Source organism: Bacillus sp. 22-7, from assembly GCF_010628845.1.
Classification (GTDB): Bacteria; Bacillota; Bacilli; order Bacillales; family Cytobacillaceae; genus Cytobacillus; species Cytobacillus firmus_B.
Window position 1 is genome coordinate 16,251 of the sequence record NZ_NJQY01000004.1, and the last position, 23,681, is coordinate 39,931.

Annotated in this window: 21 protein-coding genes; 20 read left to right on the forward strand and 1 reads right to left on the reverse strand. The window is 46.5% G+C overall.

Annotated elements, in window-relative coordinates:
- Positions 1-36: 36 nt before the first annotated feature.
- Positions 37-3,084: an efflux RND transporter permease subunit gene (locus CE058_RS02015; protein ID WP_163139964.1), complete on the reverse strand. Its 3,048-nt coding sequence runs from the start codon at positions 3,082-3,084 to the stop codon at positions 37-39.
- A 420-nt stretch (positions 3,085-3,504) separates the two neighbouring features.
- Between CE058_RS02015 and CE058_RS02020 the strand changes: the two genes are divergently transcribed.
- The 20 genes from CE058_RS02020 (at position 3,505) to CE058_RS02115 (ending at position 23,591) form a co-directional block, all read left to right on the forward strand.
- The gene (locus CE058_RS02020) at positions 3,505-3,810 is read left to right on the forward strand and encodes an antibiotic biosynthesis monooxygenase family protein (protein WP_048010792.1); all 306 of its coding nucleotides are present in this window, start codon (positions 3,505-3,507) and stop codon (positions 3,808-3,810) included.
- Positions 3,807-4,172: a hypothetical protein gene (locus CE058_RS02025; RefSeq protein WP_048010791.1), complete on the forward strand. Its 366-nt coding sequence runs from the start codon at positions 3,807-3,809 to the stop codon at positions 4,170-4,172. The genes CE058_RS02020 and CE058_RS02025 overlap by 4 nt, the downstream gene beginning before the upstream one ends.
- Position 4,173: 1 nt before the next feature.
- Positions 4,174-4,818 (forward strand): cobalamin B12-binding domain-containing protein, encoded by a 645-nt coding sequence (locus tag CE058_RS02030; RefSeq protein WP_048010790.1) that lies wholly within the window; start codon positions 4,174-4,176, stop codon positions 4,816-4,818.
- Positions 4,805-5,590 (forward strand): STAS domain-containing protein, encoded by a 786-nt coding sequence (locus tag CE058_RS02035; protein ID WP_163139966.1) that lies wholly within the window; start codon positions 4,805-4,807, stop codon positions 5,588-5,590. The genes CE058_RS02030 and CE058_RS02035 overlap by 14 nt, the downstream gene beginning before the upstream one ends.
- A gap of 82 nt (positions 5,591-5,672) precedes the next feature.
- Entirely contained in the window at positions 5,673-5,939 is a 267-nt protein-coding gene (locus tag CE058_RS02040; protein ID WP_163139968.1) for a DUF3231 family protein, read from the forward strand.
- A 151-nt stretch (positions 5,940-6,090) separates the two neighbouring features.
- Positions 6,091-7,314, forward strand: coding sequence for a benzoate/H(+) symporter BenE family transporter (locus tag CE058_RS02045; protein ID WP_048010787.1), 1,224 nt, complete (start codon positions 6,091-6,093; stop codon positions 7,312-7,314).
- A gap of 76 nt (positions 7,315-7,390) precedes the next feature.
- Positions 7,391-8,977, forward strand: a complete 1,587-nt coding sequence (locus CE058_RS02050) for a helix-turn-helix domain-containing protein (protein ID WP_048010786.1) — start codon at positions 7,391-7,393, stop codon at positions 8,975-8,977.
- Positions 8,978-9,084: 107 nt separating this feature from the next.
- A complete protein-coding gene (locus CE058_RS02055; RefSeq protein WP_163139970.1) occupies positions 9,085-10,581 on the forward strand; it encodes an aldehyde dehydrogenase family protein in 1,497 nt (498 codons plus the stop codon).
- Between the two features lie 11 nt (positions 10,582-10,592).
- Positions 10,593-11,456: an NAD(P)-dependent oxidoreductase gene (locus CE058_RS02060; protein ID WP_163139972.1), complete on the forward strand. Its 864-nt coding sequence runs from the start codon at positions 10,593-10,595 to the stop codon at positions 11,454-11,456.
- Positions 11,457-11,479: 23 nt separating this feature from the next.
- Positions 11,480-12,301 carry a DUF3100 domain-containing protein gene (locus CE058_RS02065; protein WP_163139974.1) on the forward strand — a complete coding sequence of 274 codons (822 nt, stop codon included), beginning with the start codon at positions 11,480-11,482 and terminating at the stop codon, positions 12,299-12,301.
- Complete coding sequence (locus CE058_RS02070) at positions 12,294-12,746, forward strand: hypothetical protein (RefSeq protein WP_048010782.1); 453 nt, start codon at positions 12,294-12,296, stop codon at positions 12,744-12,746. The genes CE058_RS02065 and CE058_RS02070 overlap by 8 nt, the downstream gene beginning before the upstream one ends.
- Positions 12,747-13,018: 272 nt before the next feature.
- Entirely contained in the window at positions 13,019-14,302 is a 1,284-nt protein-coding gene (locus tag CE058_RS02075) for a M20 family metallo-hydrolase (protein WP_163139976.1), read from the forward strand.
- 17 nt (positions 14,303-14,319) lie between these two features.
- Positions 14,320-14,817, forward strand: coding sequence for a GNAT family N-acetyltransferase (locus CE058_RS02080; protein WP_048010780.1), 498 nt, complete (start codon positions 14,320-14,322; stop codon positions 14,815-14,817).
- Positions 14,818-15,447: 630 nt separating this feature from the next.
- Positions 15,448-16,464, forward strand: coding sequence for a TAXI family TRAP transporter solute-binding subunit (locus CE058_RS02085; protein WP_048010778.1), 1,017 nt, complete (start codon positions 15,448-15,450; stop codon positions 16,462-16,464).
- Positions 16,465-16,477: 13 nt separating this feature from the next.
- Positions 16,478-18,442: a TRAP transporter permease gene (locus CE058_RS02090; protein ID WP_163139978.1), complete on the forward strand. Its 1,965-nt coding sequence runs from the start codon at positions 16,478-16,480 to the stop codon at positions 18,440-18,442.
- A gap of 13 nt (positions 18,443-18,455) precedes the next feature.
- Entirely contained in the window at positions 18,456-19,175 is a 720-nt protein-coding gene (locus CE058_RS02095) for a FadR/GntR family transcriptional regulator (protein WP_163139980.1), read from the forward strand.
- Positions 19,172-20,587, forward strand: a complete 1,416-nt coding sequence (locus CE058_RS02100; RefSeq protein WP_163139982.1) for an FAD-binding oxidoreductase — start codon at positions 19,172-19,174, stop codon at positions 20,585-20,587. Before CE058_RS02095 ends, CE058_RS02100 begins: the two co-directional genes overlap by 4 nt.
- Positions 20,580-21,845, forward strand: a complete 1,266-nt coding sequence (locus tag CE058_RS02105) for a (Fe-S)-binding protein (protein WP_163139984.1) — start codon at positions 20,580-20,582, stop codon at positions 21,843-21,845. The genes CE058_RS02100 and CE058_RS02105 overlap by 8 nt, the downstream gene beginning before the upstream one ends.
- An 18-nt stretch (positions 21,846-21,863) precedes the next feature.
- Positions 21,864-23,072 (forward strand): L-2-hydroxyglutarate oxidase, encoded by a 1,209-nt coding sequence (gene lhgO / locus CE058_RS02110; RefSeq protein ID WP_163139986.1) that lies wholly within the window; start codon positions 21,864-21,866, stop codon positions 23,070-23,072.
- 63 nt (positions 23,073-23,135) lie between these two features.
- Positions 23,136-23,591 carry a hypothetical protein gene (locus tag CE058_RS02115; protein WP_048010773.1) on the forward strand — a complete coding sequence of 152 codons (456 nt, stop codon included), beginning with the start codon at positions 23,136-23,138 and terminating at the stop codon, positions 23,589-23,591.
- Positions 23,592-23,681 lie beyond the last annotated feature (90 nt).

Consider the following 23,681-nt stretch of genomic DNA (forward strand, 5'->3'; position numbering starts at 1 on the left):
ATTGAAGTTTCACTTTATTGAGGGGGCTGTTCACAATTAATTAACGGTTTCGGGAATCACTTTAACTTTTTTCTGTTTTTTCTTTAACCAGCCAAAACGGTGACTGGGCACTGAGAACAAGCGGTAAACCGCCGGAATCAGGAGAAGCGTAATAAAGGTAGCAAACAGCAGTCCGGAAATAATGACGGTTGCCATCGGCGCCTGGTAGTTGCCGGAAGTTCCCGAAGCCAAGGCAAGGGGAAGCATTCCGCCAACTGTAGTGAGAGTAGTCATGAAAATCGGACGGATGCGGTTTTTACCTGCTTCAATAAGTGCATCTTCAACAGAGAATCCTTCCTTGCGGAGCTGATTCGTACGGTCGATCAGCAGGATGGCGTTATTAAGCACGATCCCAATCAGCATAACAATACCCATTCCAGACATCACGCTCAGCTCCATTTGTGTCAGGAACAATCCAAGAATGACGCCGACGATGGTCATAGGAATGACAGACATAACGATTAGCGGATGTCCAAGGTGGTTGAACTGGACAGCCATCACCAGATAGACAAGGAAAATGGCAATCGCTAAAACAAACACCATATCCATAATTAATTCCTGCTGCTGCTCAAGATCCCCGGCAGCTGCAGCACTATAGCCGGCAGGGGCTTCAAAATCATTAATCAGCTTTTGAACTTCGCGATTCACAGCCCCAAGATCTTTGCCTTCAATATCAGCCGAAATGGAGATGAAGCGCTCCCCGTCATTATGGGAAATTTCATTCGGTGTATCGATACTTTTTAATTCAATAAAGGAAGATAATGCTTTCTCTCCCTCGGCAGTCGGAATTTTTAAGTCCAGCAGAGCTGATTTGGAATCTGTTTTCTCAGCCCACTTTAAAGCAAGCGGCACATTTTCTTCATTTATGCTCATTACTCCGACAGGCATTTCCATGAACGCCTGTTCGATAAACTGCCTGATTTGCAGCTGGGTTAAGCCTGCTTTTTCAATTGCTTCTTCTTTTAAAACAACAACCTGCTCCGTTGATGTGCGTTCCATTGAGTTGGTCACACCGACGATGCCGTCAATCTTTTCCAGATCCTTTGTAAAATCCCCGGCAAGGTTCTGCAAATCTGCAAAATCTTCTCCCTTGATATTTACCTGAACTGGAGAGCCGCCGCCAGCTGACATCGCACTCTGAACATTTTTCACTGGAAGAGTATCGTACAGGCTGCGAAGTTCTTTCATAATCTCTTCATTGACATCTTTCTGCTCTCTTGTAATGTCATCGCCCTTTGTCATATTGATGATCGTATAGAACATCCCGCCCTCATCCATGACATAATTGGACTCAACATCTTCAATGGATTGCAGTTTCTGGTTGATCCCCTGTGCGATATCTTCTTTTTCTTTGGGAGAAAGTCCTGTTTCCAGGTTAACCATCAGCTCTGTATAGCGGTTGAACATGTCCGGCATGATCGTCATCGGAATTTTCGTCACAAGCGTTAAGGAACCGGCAAACATCAGGAAGAAAATCGCAATGACTGCAAAGCTGTAGCGTTTTTTCCGGATGGCCCAGCCTACAAGACGGCTATACATACGCATAATCGGTCCATCTTTGTGCTCTTTCTTTGGCTTGCGGAGCTTCAGCATTTTTTCCGAAAGTGAAGGAATTAATGTAAACGAAACAATAACCGAACTGATGAGCGTAATGGCTACCACAGCAGACAGCATGATCATGAATGTGCCCACATCGCCGCCAATCAGGCCGATTGGCAGGAATACCACAATTGTGGTGAGCATCGAAGCAATGACAGCTGAGGATACTTCTTTGGTTCCTTCCAGCACGGACTCAAGCTTGCCAAGGCCCTGTTCCTTCTTTCGATAGATGGATTCTATAATGACAATCGAGGAATCCACCATCATTCCGATCCCGAGACCGAGGCCAATCAGGGTCAGAATATTAAAGCTGTAATCAAAAACCCACATCGCTGTAAATGTCAGCAGGATGGAAGTCGGAATTGACAGACCGATGATAAAGGTGGCCCTTACATTCCTTAAAAAGATCAGCAGAATGGCAATGGCAATGACGCCGCCGATTAAAATGTTGCCGGTCACGCCATCAATCGATTCCTGCACATAATCTGCCTGTGCCACCATTTCATTCAGTTCAAAGCCTTTTACCAGACCGTCTTTGCGAATGTTCTTCACCTCATCACGGACCGCGGCTGCCATTTCAATTTGTGTGGAATCAGCTGCGCGTCCGACCTGGACAAAGATGAAATCTTTCGTGCCGTTTTTCCATACAAAGGATGAGCTTTCAACCGGCTGAAATGTAACGTCTGCCACATCTTTCAAATCAACAAATCCATTTTGTGAGGGGATTGTGATATTCTGTACATCTGCGGCATTTTCCAGCTTCGTATTCCAGCGAAGGGAAGGAGAGCTGGCATCGCTGCTGAGTTCTCCCAGTGTGGCTTCGCTGTTAACCTGCTGAATCGCACCCATTACAGCTGCTGAATCCAGTCCTTTTTCAGCCAATTTGCTGCGGTCCAATTCAATGAGTACCTCGTGCTCCTGAACCCCTGCAAGCGATACATCCCGGACTTCCGGCAATGCTTCCAGGCGCGGCTCCAGAACTTTAGCAGCAAAAGCGGTCATCTCTCCCATGTTGCCGCCGGATACATCCATATAAAATTCATAGCTTTGAGTGGTACCGTACTGACCTGCAGTAACATCTGTAATTGCGGCATTGTCTCCCTTTGCTGCGTTGGCAGCTGCCTCTACTTCATTAAACAGCTCATCGCCCAGGCCTTCATCGAACGTAATTTGAAGTGAGCTCCGTCCGATCGTAGTTGTAGAGTTTACCGACTCGACTCCGTCAATCCCCCTAATCTGCTGCTCCAGGGGAATGGTAATCGATCGCTCCACTTCAGCCGCTGCCATCTCCCCGGCGCTGACCTCTACATAGGCGCCATCCATCGTCACAGGCGGCATCAGCTCTTTATCCAAATCCATAATGGAATAGCTGCCGATAGCGAGAATTAATACCGTCATCAGGGCAACCAAAATCTTTCTCTGCACAATCAATTTTAAGAATTTCATTAACATTCTCCTTACTCCCTAATAGTGAAAATTTGCACCCAAGATCTAATTATACAGAGGTTAATAGGTATTAATAACTACTTTTTCTTAAATTTTCCAATAATTCGTCCGACCTATTTCGCCAAGATGTGATCTTGTTTGCAGGAAAAACTTAACAATTCTTACAGATACTATCTTAATCGGGATCAAGAGAAGCCATAACGAGCCAGAGACATATCTTGCTATCAGACTTAAGGCTGATAAGAAGCTTACGGACGAAAAACTTGAGAGCGGAGGGGAGTGGCAAAAGCAGATGGCGAAAATGTAAATTAACATCAGCCATATCCCCGCCTCACAACTCATAACCCTCTCAAAATGACAATCCCAAACTGTATGTTATACTGAAGAAGCCATAAAACTCCCAAAATTGGAGGAGAGTTCATGTACACTGTTTTTTCAACATTTGACGTTCCCGATGAAAAGTCGGAAGAAGTCATTCGCATATATAAAAATCGCTCGCGGTCGGTCGACCAGGCAGAGGGGTTTGTCGATTTTTTGCTTCTGCAGAATGATAAACGCGCCGGCGAACTGACTGTGCAGCTTATTTTTGATACAAAAGAAAACTATTTAAACTGGGTCCGAAGCGAGGATTTTAAAAGAATCCATGATTTGGAAAAGAAATATCCGGATCAGGAACTGGCTGCTGTGATTCCAAAAGTAGCGCAATACAAGGTGGTGGCTAAGTGAATCATGATAAGATCGTAAATAGTGTAACCGAGAAAATTTATGAGCGTGAGCCTTCCCTTCTCGAACGGTTCGGCGAACAGGGGAAAGAGAAGTGCAGGGAAGATAATCATCATCATATGAAGCATCTGGAGACAGCTTATGAGCTGGATCAGTCCTCTTTTTTCAATGATTATGCAGTCTGGCTTAATGGCATATTAACCAGGCATGGGATGAAAGCCCGGCATCTGATCGACAACTTCGAAATCATTCAGGCTGTGCTGGCTGAAGAAAAAGAGTCTGCGGAGAAGGCAGAACGGTTCCATCTTTACCTGGCGGAAGCTATCGCTGTCTTGAGGGGTGAACCAGCGGAAGGGGGCGCGTAGGATGCAGCAGGCAGAAATACTTGCTTCCTTATTACTTGAAGGTAATTCCGTGAAAGTTTGGGAAAATATCCGAAAATACCCGCAGCTGTCTCGTATCGAGGTTTATCAAAATCTGATTACACCTGCGATGCAGCACATCGGCCATCTATGGGAGACGAATCAAATCACAGTGGCGGATGAGCATCTGGCAACAGCTACATGTGATTTTGTATTGTCGAAACTCGCTTACCAAAGCGAAAAAAGACAATCAAGCCAAAAAGCCATGTTTCTCTGTCTGGATGGGGAACAGCACTATATCGGCCTGAAGATGGTGAACAGTCTATTTGAAGAGCATGGCTGGGAGACAAAGTATTTTGGTCCAAGCCTGCCTTTGGAATATGCGCTTAAAACGGCAAAAGACTGGAAGCCAAGCGTAATCGGCCTGTCCGTCACCATCGTCTATCACCTGCCGAAGCTGAAGGAATATGCCGAGGCATTTGCCAAACTTCCGCATAAGCCGGCTGTTATCCTTGGCGGGCGATTAGCAGGGAAGTATGACCTGCTGCCGTATTGTTCCGATCGTACAGTTATCCTTAAAGATTTGCCGGAAACAAAGAGATGGCTCCAAAATTATGAAGCGGGAGGACAGCAAAATGCAATATTTTAATCATGCACTTCCGCTTGCGTTTTTGAAAGCTGACAGAAACGGAAAAATAGTAACCTACTCCACTATCGCACGGGAAAGCTTTGACCTGAGCGGGGGGCACCTAAAAGGGATCATTGATGAAGAAAGCATTGAAAAGCTTATTCAGTACAGCTGGGAGCCCGGTGTGAATCCTGTGAAGCTGGAACTGAATATGAAAACCAGGGAAATGCCTCTCTGTTTATTTGAGGTTCATATCCAATGGGACAGTGAGGATCATGCCAATATGCTATTTCTGCCCAAGGACAGCTCAAACGAGGGACTTATGGATAAACTGATGCAGCTGCAGCAGCGCCTCACCTCCACGGACTTTGAACTTTTGGAGAAAAAAGAAGAGCTGGAGCAGGTGCTGACCCGCCTGAATCAATTGTCCGGGCCGTTTATCCCGCTGTCTGAAACACTTTGCCTGATCCCTTTATTTGGCGATATAACTGCAGATAAAATTAACATTATTTCCGAAAGCTGCCTCAAGGCTGTTTTTGCAGGCGAATATGACGAAATTCTTTTTGATCTGACAGCTGTTGGGGAAATTGAAGGAAAAGGCATCGAGAAATTCACCCAGCTGATTAAAACATTGAACTTCATGACAGGCAGCATCATCAAATTGATTGGCATAAAGCCAAACCTGGCGGAAGTGCTGAATAACTATAAGCTTGATGAATGGGTGCAGATCGATCAATCTCTGAAGCAGGTCTTAAATACCTATTTTAATCGGAACGAGCTGGGGGCCTCTTAGGGGGTCTTTTTTTTTGCGAAAAATGCATGATTTTTGTAACTGAAGGGAGGATAGTAGTAACTTAAATGATGGGGGAACATTCATGCTTGAAAGACCGCCGATTACATCAAATGAAACCGCCCCGTTCTCCGATAAGCTCATGATATACTGCATAAGCCTGTTCTGCAGCTTTTCAATCGGGAAAAATGCTATTGGAACAGCCTTTAGCTTAAGAAACGACATTCCGGCCAAAGCCGCCATCTTTACAAAGGACATATTCGAATACGCCCACCGCGGCGCCAAAATCATGATCCAAAACGGCTGGATGGAAGAACCCCCGCAAATGGAAGAACGCAGAAATCTCATATAGGGTAACAGGTACCACCCGAAATTTGTCGAAACAGAGAAATATCCTTGAGAGGGTATTTCTTTTTTTGTTTCTTAATGCGAAATAGTTTGACAATTTACCTGTTTAAAATCATGATAGTAAGTAAAATATCCAGAAGTCGGGGGCAGGAAAAATGGGTTTGCCGAAGGAGAGGCATAACGGATACAGTCAGGCGGAACAAAAGGGTTCCTTTATAAGGGATTTAAATGCTGAAAACATATCATCGGGAATCATTGCAAGTACGCTGGTCATGACGGGGCCGGCCCTGATCATCCTGCAGGCAGCATCAGCAGGTGGATTCACGAATCAGCAGACGATTAACTGGATGTTTGCGGTTTATTTTTTCGGTGGTGTCTACAGCATCCTCATGCCGCTTCTATATCGTATTCCGATTACTGGGGGGCATTCGATTACAGGTGCAGCATTTCTGGCGACGGTGACTGCGCAATACTCGTATCCTGAGCTGATTGGCGGGTATGTAATGTCCGGGCTGCTGATTTTACTGGTAGGCATTTCAGGTCTGTTTACAAAAATCATTGGCTGGGTGCCGAAAGAAGTCATTGCCTCCATGCTTGGCGGGCTCGTTGCCGGGTATGTTGTGAAGCTCGTGCCTGCCATACAGGAAATGCCTGTTGTCGGAGGAGCGGCTTTAGTCAGTTTTCTGCTTTTTACGAGATATGTGAAAAAGTTCCCTCCTGTGCTCGCAGCAGTTGCGGCCGCCTTTGCCGCATTGTTTTTGACAGCCGATGTACATCCGGCCAAAGAGATAGCGTATTTTCTGCCGTCTCTTCAGATGCCCGAATTCAGCTGGATGGGGATTGTAACCATTGCCCTCCCGCTCGCGATGCTGATTCTGAGCAATGATGCAGCACCAGGAATCGGGGCATTGGAAAGCGAAGATTTCAAGCCCCCTATTCGGAAAATTGTCTCATCAAGCGGCGTCTTCTCCGTAATCACAAGCTTCTTTGGCGGGCAGTGTGCCAATATTGCCGGCATGATGAGCGCCATCTGTGCCGGACCGGATTCAGGGCCCAGGGATAAAAGGTATATGGGTGCAGTGGTGTCAGGTGTAATTACGATTGTGTTTGGCATATTCGCCTGGAAAATCGTGCCCTTTATCCAGTCGCTTCCGCAGGCATTTGTCTCACTGCTCGCCGGGTTCGCCCTGATTGGCGTTCTGCATTCCAGCCTGCAAACGGGCTTTTCCGGAAACCGGTACAGGCTAAGTGCCCTCGCAGCGTTCATCGTTACTTTATCAGGCGTGAGCTTTCTTCATATCAGCGCTCCTGTTTGGGGACTTGTTGCCGGGGCGGTATTGGCGCGGACAATAGAGAGGCAGTTAATTGAAAAAGGATAGTTTGTCAGAAAAATAGATAGGTTGAACAATAATAGATTGTATGACATTCACCAGCCTATTAGAAAGGAGAACTGCTATGACCATCATGCAGGATAAGATCTCAAGCCTCCTGGAAATTAATCGCAGTTTAACCCAGTCTCTTGAACTGGAGGAGATACTAAAGAGGCTGGTACAAGCAGCCTTTGATTTAGTAGATCATGCAGATACCACCATTCTTTACACATTAAAGGAAGATGGATTATTGCATTTTTCCAGCGGGGTCGGGGTGGAGACGGGCTTTATGAGCCAGGTGAAGTTTGAGCCGGGTGAATCCTTGACGGGGCTGGTATTTCTGACTAAAAAGGGCCTAATTGCATCAGGAAATGAGTTCAGGGAGCATATGAGCCGTATGTCTGAGACAAATTATGTTCATTTTTTTAATGGAGTCTACCGACGTGAAGTGAAAAGTGGTATCGTCGTCCCATTGGTTTATAAGGAGAATTGCATTGGCGTACTTGTGGTGGATAACTTCGACAAGGATGTACAGTTTATTGAAGCCGACTTTCAAGTGCTGGAGGTGGTGGCAGACCAGGCGGCTATTGCTATTATGAACTCGAAGCTTTACGAAGAAGTGAGGCGGAAAAATGAGGAACTGAGCCAATCCCTTGATATCCACCGGAAATTCACGAAGATTCTGCTGGAGGGAAGAGGGACTTCGTATATCCTGGATACGATCAGTCACATTTTGGGCTCCTCTGTAATCTTTGCAGAGGAGCCAATAAATCCATCCAGTTCTTTTCCGATCATAAACTCCAACGAACTTTTCGGATATTTCCTTCTGGATGAGCCTGTTGAACGTTTGACAAATATACAGAAGGCTGCTCTGGAACACGCTTCAACGGCTTTGTCATTGGAGTTTGTCAGGCAGAATACGCTTTTTGAAAAAGAGATGCACCTTAGAGAAGAGGTCTTTCATGATTTGATTAATGGCGGACGTCTGAATGCAAGAATTCTGGAAAAGTTTCGCATGAATGAGAAAAGCAGCATCGCCTGTATGATGGTGGACTGCAAGTCTGGTTTTCTATGGGATGCAGCTTCCATCCTTCAGAAAGAAAAGCTTATCCTGTCAATCGAACAGATCCTGAATAAATACTGTGAAACCTCAATCGTTTTTACGAAATCAAACCAAATCATTGCACTCCTGGTGAATGGACGAAAAAAGTATGACCAGTCTCTAGCTGTTGATATTCAGAGAAAAGTGGGCAGAGCTATCATTGGTTTAGGCAGAGAGGTTGCTCTAACAGATATGACAGATACTTATCAGGAAGCTGCCGAAGCTTTATCATTTGCTAAAAACCATCAGCACAAAACCTTCATCACTTATTCTGAGCTTGGTGCTGAAAGACTGTGGCTCAACACCGACCGCAGCCTGCTGAATAAATTTGTCTCCGATAAAGTAGGCCCTCTTTTAAGAATGGAGCCTGACTATTTAAAAACGATGCAAGCCTTTCTGGCAAATAATCAAAGCCATAAACAAACAGCAGAAGAGATGCATATCCACCCCAACACCCTGGCATACCGGCTGAAAAAAATCGAGAGCGAACTGCAGCTTGATTTTTCCCGGAAAGAAGATTGGATTACAGTTGTCCTGGCCTTCCAGGTCTTTGATTTTTTAAACCCATAATTGGTGCTTGTCACAAAGAACAGAAGGATTATTTGGCTGTTGGCACATGTACAGGGAATATTCTAAATATTATAATAATCTCAACTTAAGCGATAAGGAGAGATTGGATGAGTACAGAGGTTAATAGCCAGAAAACTGCAGTCAGGAATACTGGTGCAGAAACTTATTACAATTACATTGGCGGGGAATGGGTTCCTTCTGTGACAGGGGAAACGTATCCGAGTGTGAATCCAGCCAATACAGATGAGGTACTGGGTTACTTTCAGAAATCGAATGGGATTGATGTGCAAAAAGCAATCGATAGTGCAAAGAGAGCTTTTCCCGAATGGAAAAATACATCTCCAATCAGCCGGGGGGACATCCTTTTTAAACTGATCTTTCTCATCCAGCAGGAAAAAGAGGAATTAGCAGAAATTATTACGAAGGAAGTAGGCAAAACGATCGAGGCAGCCCGAAAGGAAGTGGATGCAACGGTTCAGGCTCTAAAGCATTTCAGCGGTGAGGCTAACCGGATTTCAGGTGAAACCGTCCCTGCAATTGATCCGAAAACCTTTGCCTGCACGATTCAGGAGCCGCTGGGAGTGGTGGCTGTCGTTACGCCATTTAATTTTCCGCTCGGTATCGCCATTTATAAAATTGCACCTTCCATGCTGGCGGGAAATACGATCATCTATAAGGCCGCAAGTGACACGTCTTTAATCGCAGTGAAGGTAGTCGAGCTGTTCGAAAAGGCTGGAATGCCAGCAGGTGTGCTGAATATGATCACGGGACCGGGTTCTGTCGTAGGAGAAGAGCTTGGAACCAATCCGGAAATTAAGGCAGTCTCGTTTACAGGCTCCTCTGATGTGGGGATCCATCTTGGCAAGCTTGTGACAGCACATGGCGGAAAAATGCAGGCCGAAATGGGCGGGAAGAACGCGACGGTCATTCTGGAGGATGCCAATCTGGAAGAGGCTGTCCAGAGTGTGGTCATCAGCGGATTTTACAATAACGGCCAAAGCTGTACGGGAACCAGCCGCGTGATTGTGCCCCGGTCCATTTCGCGAAAGGTCATTGATTTATTAGTTGAAAAAGCGAAGCAAGTAAAAGTCGGCAATGGGGTGCGGGAAGGATATGACAACGGTGCGGTTGCGAATAAGCATCAATTGAATACGTATCTCCATTATGTGAATAGCGCCATCGAAGAAGGAGCTGTTCTTGAATATGGCGGAAAACAGCTGACAGATGGCGATATGGCAAATGGCTATTTCGTTGCTCCGACAGTTTTCAGTAAAGTTACAAAGGATTTTACAATCGCCCAGGAAGAGATTTTCGGTCCTGTTGTGGCTGTGATGGAAGCGGATTCTTACGAAGAGGCGATTGAGCTTGCAAATGATACGGACTTTGGCCTGTCATCCGCCATTTTTACGAATGACCTTCAGAAGGCATTCGATTTTGTCCGAAAAATTGAAACAGGGGTCACGCATGTGAATATCCCATCCAATCATTATGAAAACCAGCTTCCGTTTGGCGGCAAAAAGACTTCCAGCATCGGGCCGCGTGAACAGGGCAGTACGGCATTGGATTTCTGGCTTGATACAAAAACAGTTTATATCAAACCTTAAGGAGGGAGAGGATGAAAAACATAGGCGTAATTGGCTGCGGGGCCATGGGAAAAGGCATTGTGAAAAATTTAATCAAGAACGGGTATAAGGTGTATGCTTATGACCCAAGTCAGGATGCACTTGCGAAATGCGAGGCACTGGGGGCCATTCCCCAGCCTTCTCCTTTCGAGGCAGCAAGTCAGGCAGATCTAGTAATTTCTTCATTGCCTGGACCAAGTATTGTGAAGGATGTTATGATGGGTGGAAGCGGAGTCTTTTCTGCTTTAAAGCCTCACAGTTTTGTGCTGGATATGAGCACCATTGACCCAAAAGCAGCCCAGGAATTGAATCAGGCTGCAAAGGCGAACGCCATCCATTTTTATGACTGTCCGTTAAGCGGGGGACCAAAGGGTGCTGATGCCGGTACGCTGACCATAATGGTTGGGGGAGACGATAAATTCTTGCCGGACATTCGCCCGGTCCTGGAGAGCGTTGGAAAAGATATTTTTCTGCTCGGTCCTTCAGGATCAGGCCAGGTTGCGAAGCTGTGCCACAATATGCTGGTTGCTTTAACGACTGCAGGCCTGGGGGAGGTCTTTGCAGTGGGGGAGAAAGCAGGTGTCAGCCGATCTCAGCTGGCGGAAGTCATTCAAAGCGGGTCTGCACATAACCGCGTTCTGACCGTATTCGGTGAGAATATCCTTCAGCATACATACGGGAATGTGCTGTTCAGCCTGGAGCACATGAATAAGGATATTCACTTATACAAAGAAACAGCCGAATTTTATAGCGAAGATTCTCCTTTGGGTCAGCTGGTGTGCGATATCTATGAAAAGGCGATGGAGCAAGGGAAGGGCAAGCTTGATTCTTCCGCGGTGTGCGGATCTATCTTGTAATCTTTTAATCTAGGGGGGAAAACATGAAAAATGAAAATACAGAAATTTTAAAAGATTGGCGCTTGCATGCCGTTGTGCTGGTTCTGGTTGCGGCTACCGAAGCGATTGGACAGATCAGCTTTAAAGTAGGCGCAGGGGTTATTCTGCTGCTGCCTATGCTTTATGCTTTTTTTCTGGGGCTGGGTCTTTACTTCACTCCGCTTATTAAGGAAAAACAGGCTAAAAATGCAGAGCCCCTCATCGTGCTTGGGGTTACTCTTTTAATTGCGAAAATTGGCGTAACAATTGGGCCGCAAATCGAGGCAATCATTGCAGCGGGGCCATCTTTATTGCTGCAGGAACTTGGTAACCTGGGAACGATCTTATTTGCACTGCCAGTGGCCATTTTTCTTGGCTTTAAAAGAGAAGCCATTGGCATGACCCACTCGATTGGCCGGGAGCCGAACGTCGGGCTGATTATGAATAAATACGGATTTGATTCGCCAGAAGGCAGAGGAGTAATGGCTATTTATATTTTCGGTACTGTGTTTGGTGCTGCCTTCCTGGGGTTGATTTCCGGATTCCTGGCGACCATTACCCCGCTCCATCCGCTGTCGTTCGCGATGGCATCGGGTGTGGGAAGCGGCAGCATGATGGCGGCCGCCAGCGGATCGCTCGTCGCTGCCTTCCCTGAAATGGAGGCGCAGATTGTTGCCTTCGCAGGCGCCAGTAACCTGCTTTCACTTTCAACGGGTCTGTATGCCAGTATTTTTATTGGATTGCCTCTTACTGAGAAGCTGTACAGCATCATGATGAAACGCAAAGAGAAAAAGGCTTCGGACAAAGGGGGAGATATCCATGCTTAAAAATATCACTGAATGGTTTTTGATATTGGCGATTTTTGGTCTTTCAGCGCTAATCGGAAACTGGGTAGGCTACGATATCCTGCCGTCTGCAGCTATTCCTGGCATGCTTGTTTTAATTGTCATCAGTGTGCTGGGCCTGATTCTTGAAAAAGTGCTGCCAGGCAATATCCCGAGCGTCGGGTATATCGGAATTATTGGAATCATTGTTTCCATTCCGGGAGTACCGGGATCTGAATATGTTGTCGAATGGACAACTCAGGTGAATATCCTCGCTCTTGCTACCCCGATTCTCGCTTATGCAGGCATCTCAATCGGAAAGAACTGGGCTGACTTTTCCAAGCTGGGCTGGAGAAGCATTATTGTCGCAGTCTTCGTGTTCTTCGGAACCTTCATCGGATCTGCAGTAATTGCTGAAATTATTCTGCGAATGCAGGGGATTATCTAATGATTTGCGGCCTGGCAGGTGGATATCTGCCGGGCTTTTTGCTCTGAATCAGGCATAAAGTCATTATTTTATAACTGTTTCTAAAGATATCGGCCGCTTTAACAGATTTATCGGCCAGATTAATAATTTATCGGTTACTTTTTTGATATATCGGTCAAAATTCTATTTTATCGGTCAATTTTCCAATATTTCGGTCACTTCGCGCAGAATCAACATTTCAGTAATCTCACAGTGTCAATAGTATCTCAACAAAATTAGAAAGAGTGAAACCCATGAACCTTTATGAACAGTTATTAAAAGATTATGACAAGGAACTAACCCACTCGGGTGTAAACGGTGAAAGATTGGCCTCAAGACTTGATGAGCTTTCAAGGATAGGCCTAATGGACAGCGGCGGAGTGACCCGTCCGGGCTATTCTTCAGAAGAGAAAGAAGCGAAAGAGCTGGTAATCAAGTGGATGAAAGGTGCGGGACTTACGGTAACATCAGATGGAGCCGGAAATGTATTTGGCAGATTGCATGGAAAAACGGAAGGTCCGGCAATCGCTTCCGGTTCCCATGTTGACAGTGTTCCAAATGGAGGGCACTTCGATGGGCCGTTAGGGGTTCTCTCAGCATTGGAAGTTGCCGAGTCATGGAGAGAAACAGGATTCATACCGGAGAAGCCGTACGAGATTGTTATTTTTTCAGATGAAGAGGGTTCGAGATTCAAGAGCAGCTTAACAGGCAGCCGGGCATTTATGGGTCAGCTGAAGCCGGAGGAAATGGATAGCCTGCATGATGAAAATGGCAAATCGTTTCGGGAAGTATTGACCGAATATGGCAGCAGTGCGGAAGAGTGCTTAAAGGCAGGAGAAAACAAGCCTGAAATCGAAGCCTTTGTGGAGGTCCATATCGAGCAGGGGAAGGTGCTGGAAAGAGAGAATCAGCCAGTTGGAGTGGTAAAAGGCATTGCAGGGCCAGCCTCGCTGGAGGTTACCTTTACAGGAGAAGCTGGACATGCAGGAAATACGCCGATGGCTGGACGAAAAGATCCGCTGGTGGCTGCCTCATTGTTTGTAGCTGCCATTGAGAATTTTCCAAAGCAGGTCAGTGAAACGGCCGTTGCGACTGTCGGAAAGCTGAACGTACATCCGAATGGCTTTAATGTCATCGCACAGGAAGTAATATTAACAGTGGATATCCGGGATATTTTTGAAGAAACCCGTGATCAGCTGCTTGATCAAATTAAGATCGAAGCGGTGAAAATAGCAGAGGAACGAAGTATTGACGTGCAAATGAACCTGAATGCCAAAATCAAACCTTTGCCAATTGATGAAAGCCTGCAGGCTGGTATAGCAGAATCCCTTGAGAAGTTCGATATTAAACCCGTTTACATCCCAAGCGGTGCCGGCCATGACACCATGATCGTCGGAACTGAAATGCCGGCCGCCATGCTGTTCGTCCGCAGCAGGGATGGCATCAGCCACAATCCGCGGGAATGGACGTCATTAAATGACTGTGTATATGGTGTACATGTTTTGAAAGATTTTGTTGAAGGACTTATGAAAAAATAGTAAAAGGGAGCAATCGCATGATCATCCGCGATATAAAACCAGCAGACGCCCAGGCCCTGGCCGACTTGATCACACAAGTAGAAAACGAATCAGAATACATGCTTTTCGAGCCAGGTGAAAGAAAGACCTCAGCCGAGGCACAAATAAAAAGAATAGAAGCCATACAAAAAGAAGACCAATCGACTATCATCATCTCGGAAAAAGAAAATCAATTGGTCGGCTTCTTAATGGCCATTGGCGGTGCTGCACGGAGAAACCGGCACTCAGCCTATCTCGTTGCAGGCATCCTCAGCGAACACAGAGGCCAGGGAATCGGCACAAAGCTGTTTGAAGAGCTTGACTGTTGGGCAAGTAAACACGAAATCCACAGGCTGGAACTCACAGTAGTTATCCACAATCAGGCCGGTGTCGCACTCTACAAAAAGGCCGGCTTTCAGATTGAGGGCACTAAAAAACATTCGCTTTTGATAAACGGTGAATTTGTCGATGAATACTATATGGGTAAGCTGTTATAACAGTAAGGTCATTCCCTTTAAAACAAGGAGAATGGCCTTTTCTTTTTAGGGAGTAGCTAAACCCTGATGGCACTTTGGACAGAGATAGAAGAAACCGGGGAGTTTGAGTCCGAACCCTTCTCAACTTCGGACAGAGAAAGCCGAAATCCCGTTGGCAGAGTCCGAACCCGGCTCAACTTCAGACAGAGAAAGCCGAAATCCTGTTGGCAGAGTCCGAACCCGGCTCAACTTCGGACAGAGAAGGCTGAAATCCTGTTGGCAGAGTCTGAACCCGGTCCAACTTCGGACAGCGAAAGTCGAAACCGGGCATCCAGAGTCCGAACCCGGCTCAACTTTGGACAGAGAAAGCCGAAACCGTGCATCCAGAGTCCGAACCCCTTCCCGCTTTAAACAAAGAAAGCACGAACCCGCCGTCCATATAACTTAATAGAATAAACCTTTAAATCATACAGGGTAAATTTTCCTATTTTCACTTCAGAAACCCCGTATTCTCAAGGAATCCAGCATCCAATTCCACAAAACAAAAAAGAAAAATCAGAATTTTAATTGAATTCAAAACACGTAATCTTGTATACTTGTAATACAAGTTTGAAAAAGCGCTTACATAATTATCTGGAAAGGGAGGATTTTATGATTCAAAAAAAGTGGAAGATTATCATATCGGTTCTGACACTTGTCTTTATTGCCATTGTTGGCGTGCGGACAGCAGCCGAGAACAAGGATAAAAAGTTCGTATCCGTTGCCACCGCTTCAACAGGAGGTACATATTACCCGATTGGGGTTGGAATGGCCAATGTATGGAGCAGCCATTTAAAGGGTGAGAAAATCCAGGCGAGCGGCCAGTCCTCTGCCGGATCCATTGAAAATATCGAACTTCTGCGTGAAGGGGAAGCACAGCTTGCTATTCTTCAGGGATTAATATCTTCTCAAGCTTATGCAGGTGACGACTCTTTTGAAGGAAAGCGCTATGAGGATTTGCGCACAATCTCCATGCTCTGGCCCAATGTGGAACATTTCGTACTGATGAACAATAAGATCAAAAGCGGAACTATCGACGATATAAAAGGAACGCAATTTTCTGTTGGGCCGCAGGCAAGCGGTACGGAGCAATCCACAGTCGTGATGATGGATGGTCTCGGTCTTACGAAAAAGGATATTTCTCCTGAGTATCTGGGCTACAGTGACACGGTTTCCGCGATGCGTGATGGGAGATTGGATGGAGGTTCCCTTCCGGCAGGTATCCCGATTTCCGCTGTAACAGATATGTATGCAAGTAATGTCAAAGCATCGATACTGGAAGTAACTGATGAGCAGCTGGATGCCATCAATGCAGTATCGGACAGCTGGTACCGTTATGTGATTCCTGGAGGCACTTATCCTCGCATTGACGAAGATATCAACACGATTGCTCAGCCAAACCTATTATCCACAACTAAAGAAATGGATGAAGAAACGATTTATATTCTAACCAAAACACTTTATGAGAATCTTGATGAAATGTATGAGGTTCATAGCTCTGCCAAGGAAATGACTTTGGAAACGGCCCTTGATGGCGTATCTGTGCCATTGCATGCCGGAGCCTACAGATATTTTAAAGAAGCAGGCCTTGATATACCTGAAAATCTAATTCCGCCGGAAGCGAAATAAAGGAGGGAAAAGAATGACAAAATCAACAAGCGAACCCATTGTACAGCCAGCTGATCTTGATAAAGAAGCTGGCGGCGGCATGCGGCTGCTGGAGGGTCCATACAAAAAAGCGGCTGCCATCATTGCTGTATTGTTTTCTGCTTTTGCCATTTATTCCAATGGATTATCCAATATTCAAGAGATTTATAGAAACCTCATTTTCCTGGGCATCCTTTTGGTAATGACTTTTTTCTATTATCCTGCCGGAAAGTCTTCCAATCAAAAAAGGTTTACAGCCCCTGATTATGTTTTTGCGGCACTTGCGATTGCAGGTCTCGGCTACCTGCTCCTGAATTACACAACAATTCATGTGGACCGGGGCTCCCAGCCGATTATGATCGACTATGTCTTTGGAGCCATTACGATCATCGTTCTCCTTGAAGCTTCGAGACGTGCTGTTGGGATCTTTATTCCTATCCTGTGCGGAGGCGCTATTGTATATGCCCTGTTTGGCACCTACTTCCCGTGGATCTTCGGACATGCCGGCTTTTCACTGGAACGCCTGCTGTACCGTCTTTATATGACGACTGAGGGCGTGCTGGGATTAACGCTTTCGACGGCATCTACGTTCATCGTCATGTTCGTCCTCTTTGGTGCCTTCCTGTCGGTCAGCGGTGCCACCCAGCTTTTCAATGATCTCGCCCTTGCCATTGCAGGCAGAAAGCGCGGAGGCCCGGCTCAGGTTGCGGTCATTTCCAGTGCGCTGACAGGGTCTTTGAGCGGAAGTGCGGTTGCCAATGTTGCGACAACAGGAGCTTTTACGATTCCTTTGATGAAATCCATTGGCCTTAAGCCAAAGTTTGCCGGTGCAGTAGAGGCGGCTGCTTCAACAGGCGGAATGATTATGCCGCCGATTATGGGCGCTGCGGCCTTTATCATGGCCGGTTTCCTTGGAATCTCTTATACGACAGTCATCCTGGCAGCGATCATTCCAAGTTTTCTATACTATATTGCTTTGATTTTTGCCATTGATATTGAAGCGAAAAAGCAAGGCCTAAAAGGCATCAGCAAAGAGAATATCCCGGATGTCGTCCAAATCCTGAAGGAACGCGGGGTTCTCCTTATCCCAATTATCGTTGTTATCACCACACTCTTAATGGGAAAAACAGCCCTGTTTGCCGGATTTGCCGGGATCGGCGCGGTCATCATTGCGAGCTGGCTGGCAAAAGATAAATCTTCTAGGATCACGATCTCTAAAACTATTGAAGCTTTCATTGAAGGCGGAAGAGGAACGATTCAGGTCGGGATTGCCTGTGCCGCCATCGGAATCATCATCTGCGTTGTCACCATGACGGGAATTGGATCTACATTAGCTTATAATATTGTTGAATTAACGGGCGGTCAGCTTTGGCTGATTTTAATCGTCGTTATGCTCACTTGCATCGTTTTAAGTATGGGGCTTCCATCCACAGCACTTTACATCGTCGTTGCCGTTACAGCAGCTCCTGCCCTTGTAGAAGCTGGCGTTAACCCGATCGCGGCACACTTCTTTGTGTTCTGGTTTGGTGCATTGTCCAACATTACACCGCCTGTGGCATTGGCATCTTATACCGCAGCAGGACTGGCCGGCGCCAATGCGATGCAGACATCATGGGAAGCGCTTAGAATCTCACTGCCGGGCTTTATCATCCCGTTCATGATTGCCTATAATCCTATCATTCTGCTTCAGGCAGCAGAGGGAGAAACGATATCCATTTTATCGGTAGCGCTTGTGGTCATCACAAGCACACTGGGCATTTACGCCCTGGCAAGTTCACTTGGAAACTACCTGAATGCCAAGCTGACGATTGTTGAAAGAGTCCTAATGTTTGCAGGGGCTATAATGCTGATTAAACCTGGCATGATCACGGATATTGCCGGATTCGGGCTTTGCGTGTTTGCGATTCTCTTCCATATCATCAGAGTAAAGAAAAGCAGTTCAGTCGAAATCACCATATAAGGAGCTAACATCCATGAAAATCGAACGGAAAAAAATCTCGGCCCAGGTGCTGGATCAGCTGAAGGAAATGATAAAAGAAGGCAAGTTCCCGCCAAATGAGCCCATGCCATCCGAGAATGAACTGGCCAAACGATTTGGCGTCAGCCGTGCGCCTGTTCGAGAAGCATTGAGTGTGTTATCTGCCAGCGGAATCATTGAGTCCAGGCAAGGGGGCAGAAGCTTCGTTAAAGAGGTTAATATGGCAGACATGCTTGGTTCGTTAGCGATTGAATACATTCCCGTGGAACAGGTATTTGAGCTATTGGAAATGAGGATGGTTATGGAGACACAGGCAGCAGCAATTGCTGCCTTGCGTCGTGATGAGGACGACCTGAAAAATTTAAAAATGGCGCTTGATCAATTTGAAATCACACTGACGAACCCTGAAGCAGTTGGCGACCAGGCTGACGTAAATTTTCATAAACACCTGATTGCAGCAACGAAAAATCGCTTCATGATACAGGTAATGGAAAACATCGATGATCTGTACCGGAAAGCAATTGCGTTTTCCCTTCAGAAAAACGTGGGTCTTCCGGCAAAGCGCGAGCAGGTATTTCAGGAGCATATGAGCATTTTTACGGCTATAAAAGAACGGGATGAAGGAAAAGCAGCAAAGGCGATGCAAGTTCATCTTGAGAATGTGACAAATAAATTGAAGGTGAACGAAAGGGAAGGAAAGAAGGTGCCGTTGTGATCACCGAACAGATTGTTGAACGGCTTAAAAGCATCATGGGATCAGAAAAACGCATTCTGCTTGAAAAAGCGGACCTGGTTTCTTATTCATACGACGGCTCATTTGGAGCCTATATTCCAGAGATCATCCTGCAGCCGGTTTCGACAGAGGAAACGGCTGGCATTGTAAAGCTCGCCAATGAACTGAAAATTCCCGTCTATCCAAGAGGCAGGGGTACGAGTCTGAGCGGAGGTCCGCTCCCTGTCCACGGGGGGATGGTCCTTGATTTTTCCAGATGGACCCAAAAGCTGATCATTGACCCGGAGGATACCGTTGCGATTGTATCTCCAGGTGTTATTACTGCTGATATTGACCGTGAAGCACAGCGGCATGGGCTGATGTATCCGCCAGACCCAAGCAGCTCCCATGTTTCCACAATTGGAGGGAATCTCGCTGAAAATGCAGGCGGGCCACGCGGTTTAAAGTACGGGGTAACAAAGGATTACGTTCTGGGTCTGGAGATCGTCACGCCGGAAGGGGACATCATTCGGACGGGAGGACGGACGGTCAAAAACGTTACAGGCTATGACCTGACGAAGCTGATCGTTGGATCCGAGGGGACGCTCGGCATCATCACAGAGGCCATCCTTCAGCTGATTCCAAGACCCCAGGCCACTCAGACGATGATGGTTATTTTTGATGACATTATTGATGCCGGAAAAGCAATATCGGCGGTACTCACATCAGGCATCCTGCCATCCAAAATGGAAATCATGGACCAGGCTTCAATCCAGGCGGTGGAAGAGTTTCAGCCGATCGGGCTCCCGACAGATGTAGATGCCATTATCCTGATTGAGCTTGATGGCCATCCAATTGCCATCAGGGATGAAAGCGAGCAGGTGAAGCAGGTGTGCCTGGAAGTTGGGGCGAGAGAAGCCATCATTGCCAGGGATGAAGAATCTGCCGGGAATCTATGGAAAGCGAGAAAACTTGTTTCGCCGGCCATCGTCAGGAAAAAGCCAACGAAAATTTCCGAAGATGCCACCATTCCAAGAAGCAAGATACCTGAAATGTTTAGAAGGCTTCAGGAAATTAAAGCAAAATATGAAATCGACTTAGTCGTATTCGGCCATGCGGGTGATGGAAATCTGCATCCGAATATCATAACTGATAAGCAGGATAAAGAAGAAATGAAGCGCGTGGAAAAAGCGGTGGAGGAGATTTTTACGGCAGCGATTGAATTGGGAGGAACCCTCTCAGGCGAGCATGGAATCGGGACAATGAAGGCACCGTTTATGGAAATGGAGCTTGGTGAAGCAGGGCTGGACATGATGAAACGAATGAAAAAAGCTTGGGATCCAAACAACATTATGAATCCGGGCAAAATTTTTCCCGAGACAAAAGGACAGAGGCTGGTGTTAGTCCATGACTAGCCAGCTCGCCTATAAAGAAACGTTTGACTGTGTCCAATGCGGCTATTGTCTTCCTGCATGCCCCACTTACGCCAGTATGGGGAAAGAAAGGCACTCACCAAGGGGCCGGATCAATCTTGTGCAAATGGCGGCGGAAGGAAAAATAACCGTCGATGAAATTACCGAATCGCTGGAGCTCTGCCTTGGCTGCCGCGCCTGTGAGACGGCATGTCCAACCAATGTTCAATATGGCAAAATCCTCGAGTCTTTTAAGCAAGTAAAGAGGGCTGACGCACCAGCTCCTTTCATGGAGAACATGGCTCTGCAAAAAGCATTGCCCAATAAAAAGTTGCTCGCATCCATGAGAGCTTCACTTCGGGCCTATCAGAAAACAGGCATGGATTCGATCGCCCGCAAAAGCAAGGCGCTCAGCATTCTTCCAGAACAGCTTAGGGCTTTTGAAGAGATCGCTCCGGCTGTGGAAATGCCAAATAAACAGCTGAGAACAGGCATCCTTCTGCCAGAGCGCGAGCCGAAAGCCCGTGTTGCATTTTTTACAGGCTGTATTATGGATGTGTTTTTTGCCAAAATCAATGACCTTAGCATCAAGCTGCTTCAGCATGCCGGGTGCGAAGTCTCCGTAATCAAGGAACAGACCTGCTGCGGGGCGCTTCAGAATCATAGCGGAGATACGAGAACATCCAGGAAATTGGCGAAGGAAAATATTGCAGCTTTTGAAAAAGGGAACTTTGATTTTGTGGTTAATGCGATTGGCGGCTGCGGTGCGATGCTCGTTGAATATGATCACCTTCTCGCAGAAGACCCGGAATGGGCAGAGCGTGCCAGGGTGTTCGCACAAAAGAATAAAGATGTAAGTGTAATACTGAACAAACTCGGAATCAATTTCAGCCGGGAACTCTCAGGTGCTGTGACCTATCAGCCATCCTGCCATTTGTTAAATGTGCAGAAGGTGGCGGATGATCCCGTTCAGCTCCTCGAAAGCATACCAGGCATTACATATGTTCCGCTTCCGAAAGGGGATATGTGCTGCGGATCGGCCGGAATCTATAATATTGTTCACTATGAAGAGTCCATGGAAATACTCGACGCCAAAATGGAACATGTCCAAAAAATATCGCCTGATACCATCGTAACGTCCAACCCTGGCTGCCATCTGCAGATGTGCCTCGGGGTTAAACGCGAGGGGCTTGAAGACAAGGTGCGTGTGGTCCATATCATCGAATTACTGGCAGAAGCCTGCGGGATTAATCATAAATAAGAGAAAGGGTGGAGGATCATGTATGATTACATCATTATTGGCGGGGGCATTGTCGGCCTGTCAACAGGAATGGAGCTGCTGAACCGGTTTCCATCAGCAAAAGTGGCCATCCTGGAAAAAGAAAGCCACGTAGCGGCCCACCAGACGGGCCATAACAGCGGAGTCATCCATTCCGGAATCTATTATAAGCCTGGCAGCTATAAAGCCAGGCTTGCCAAAAAAGGCAGTGAGTCCATGACAGAATTTTGCCGGAAACATGGGCTTGAAGTGGATATCTGCGGGAAAGTCATTGTCGCGAGCGAAGATTTCGAGCTGCCGCTTTTGGACGATTTATATCAGCGCGGGCTGGACAACGGCCTTGGAATACGCATGATTGACCAGTCGGAGCTGCATGAAATCGAGCCGCATGTGAACGGAAAAAAGGCCATCCATGTGCCAATGGCCGGAATTGTCAACTATAAGCAGGTTTCGGAAAAAATGGCGGAGATCATTACAGCAAAAGGCGGGGACATCCTGCTGAATCATAAAGTTTTGGCGATTGATGAAAATACTCAGGAAGTTATCGTTCAGACCAGCAGGGGAGAGATAAGGGGAGCTTACTATGTAAACTGCGGCGGCCTGCAGTCAGACCGGATTGCCAAGCTTGCCGGATTGAAGACGGATGTTAAAATCGTGCCATTCAGGGGCGAGTATTTCATGCTCAAGCCGGAGAAAAGCAGTCTCGTCAAAAATCTGATATACCCGGTGCCAAATCCCAACTTCCCGTTCCTTGGGGTCCATTTTACCCGCATGATTAACGGAGCTATTGATGTGGGTCCAAATGCCGTTCTAAGCTTTAAAAGGGAAGGCTATAAAAAGACAGACCTGAATGTGGCGGACCTGATGGAGGTTATGGCTTATAAAGGCTTCTGGAAGCTTGCAAAGAAATATATGAAAGAGGGAGTGGAAGAAATGATCCGCTCTGCATCCAAAGAGCTGTTCATGAAAAATGTCCAGAAGCTTATGCCGGACATTCAGAAGGGTGATATTGTACCCGGGCCTGCCGGTGTCAGAGCGCAGGCCTTGAAGGATGATGGTTCATTAGTCGATGACTTTTTCATTGTACCCAGCAAACGCTCCATCCATGTTTTAAATGCACCATCTCCGGCCGCGACGGCGTCCATAGAGATTGGAAAAGAGATCGTGAGGAAGATGGACGGAATGTTTAAGATGGAATCAGCTGTTTAATAAAAAAATGGAGAATAATTCAAATCCCCCTAAACCATAATATGGAAGAAGGGGGATTTTTATATGAAAGCCACAACTGTGATAAGGCTGATGCACCTGGTCATACCCTGGCTGACCATCGTTTTTCTGCCTAAAAAGTCATTCAATAAATTTTCAACCGTTTCGGTTTTTGCAGGTATTTTAGTGTTGATTTTAAGCACACTGGCCATACCGTTTAAATGGTGGACAGTGGAGGGTGGACACTTCAAGAAATTGCTTAATGATCTAACCTTCATAATGGGACCATTCTTTATTGGGACACTTTGGATCTTCCATTTCACCTTCGGCAGTTTCAAGAAGTACCTGGCAGTAAATGCCATCATGGATCTGCTGTTTGCATACCCGCTTAATTACTTGTATCAAAGGTTTAACTTGTACAAGCTCGTAAAATTTAAGCCCATACATATTTTCCTGTTCTTCACCTCTTACGCATGGATAATTTATGGGTACCAGGAATTCTTTCATAGGAATCACAGGTAAGAAAAAGCCGCTCCATCAAGGAACGGCTTTTCATCTGTTATCGCAGTCTAACGGGCAGTAAGACCCTCACTTCAAGACTTAGAGGAATCA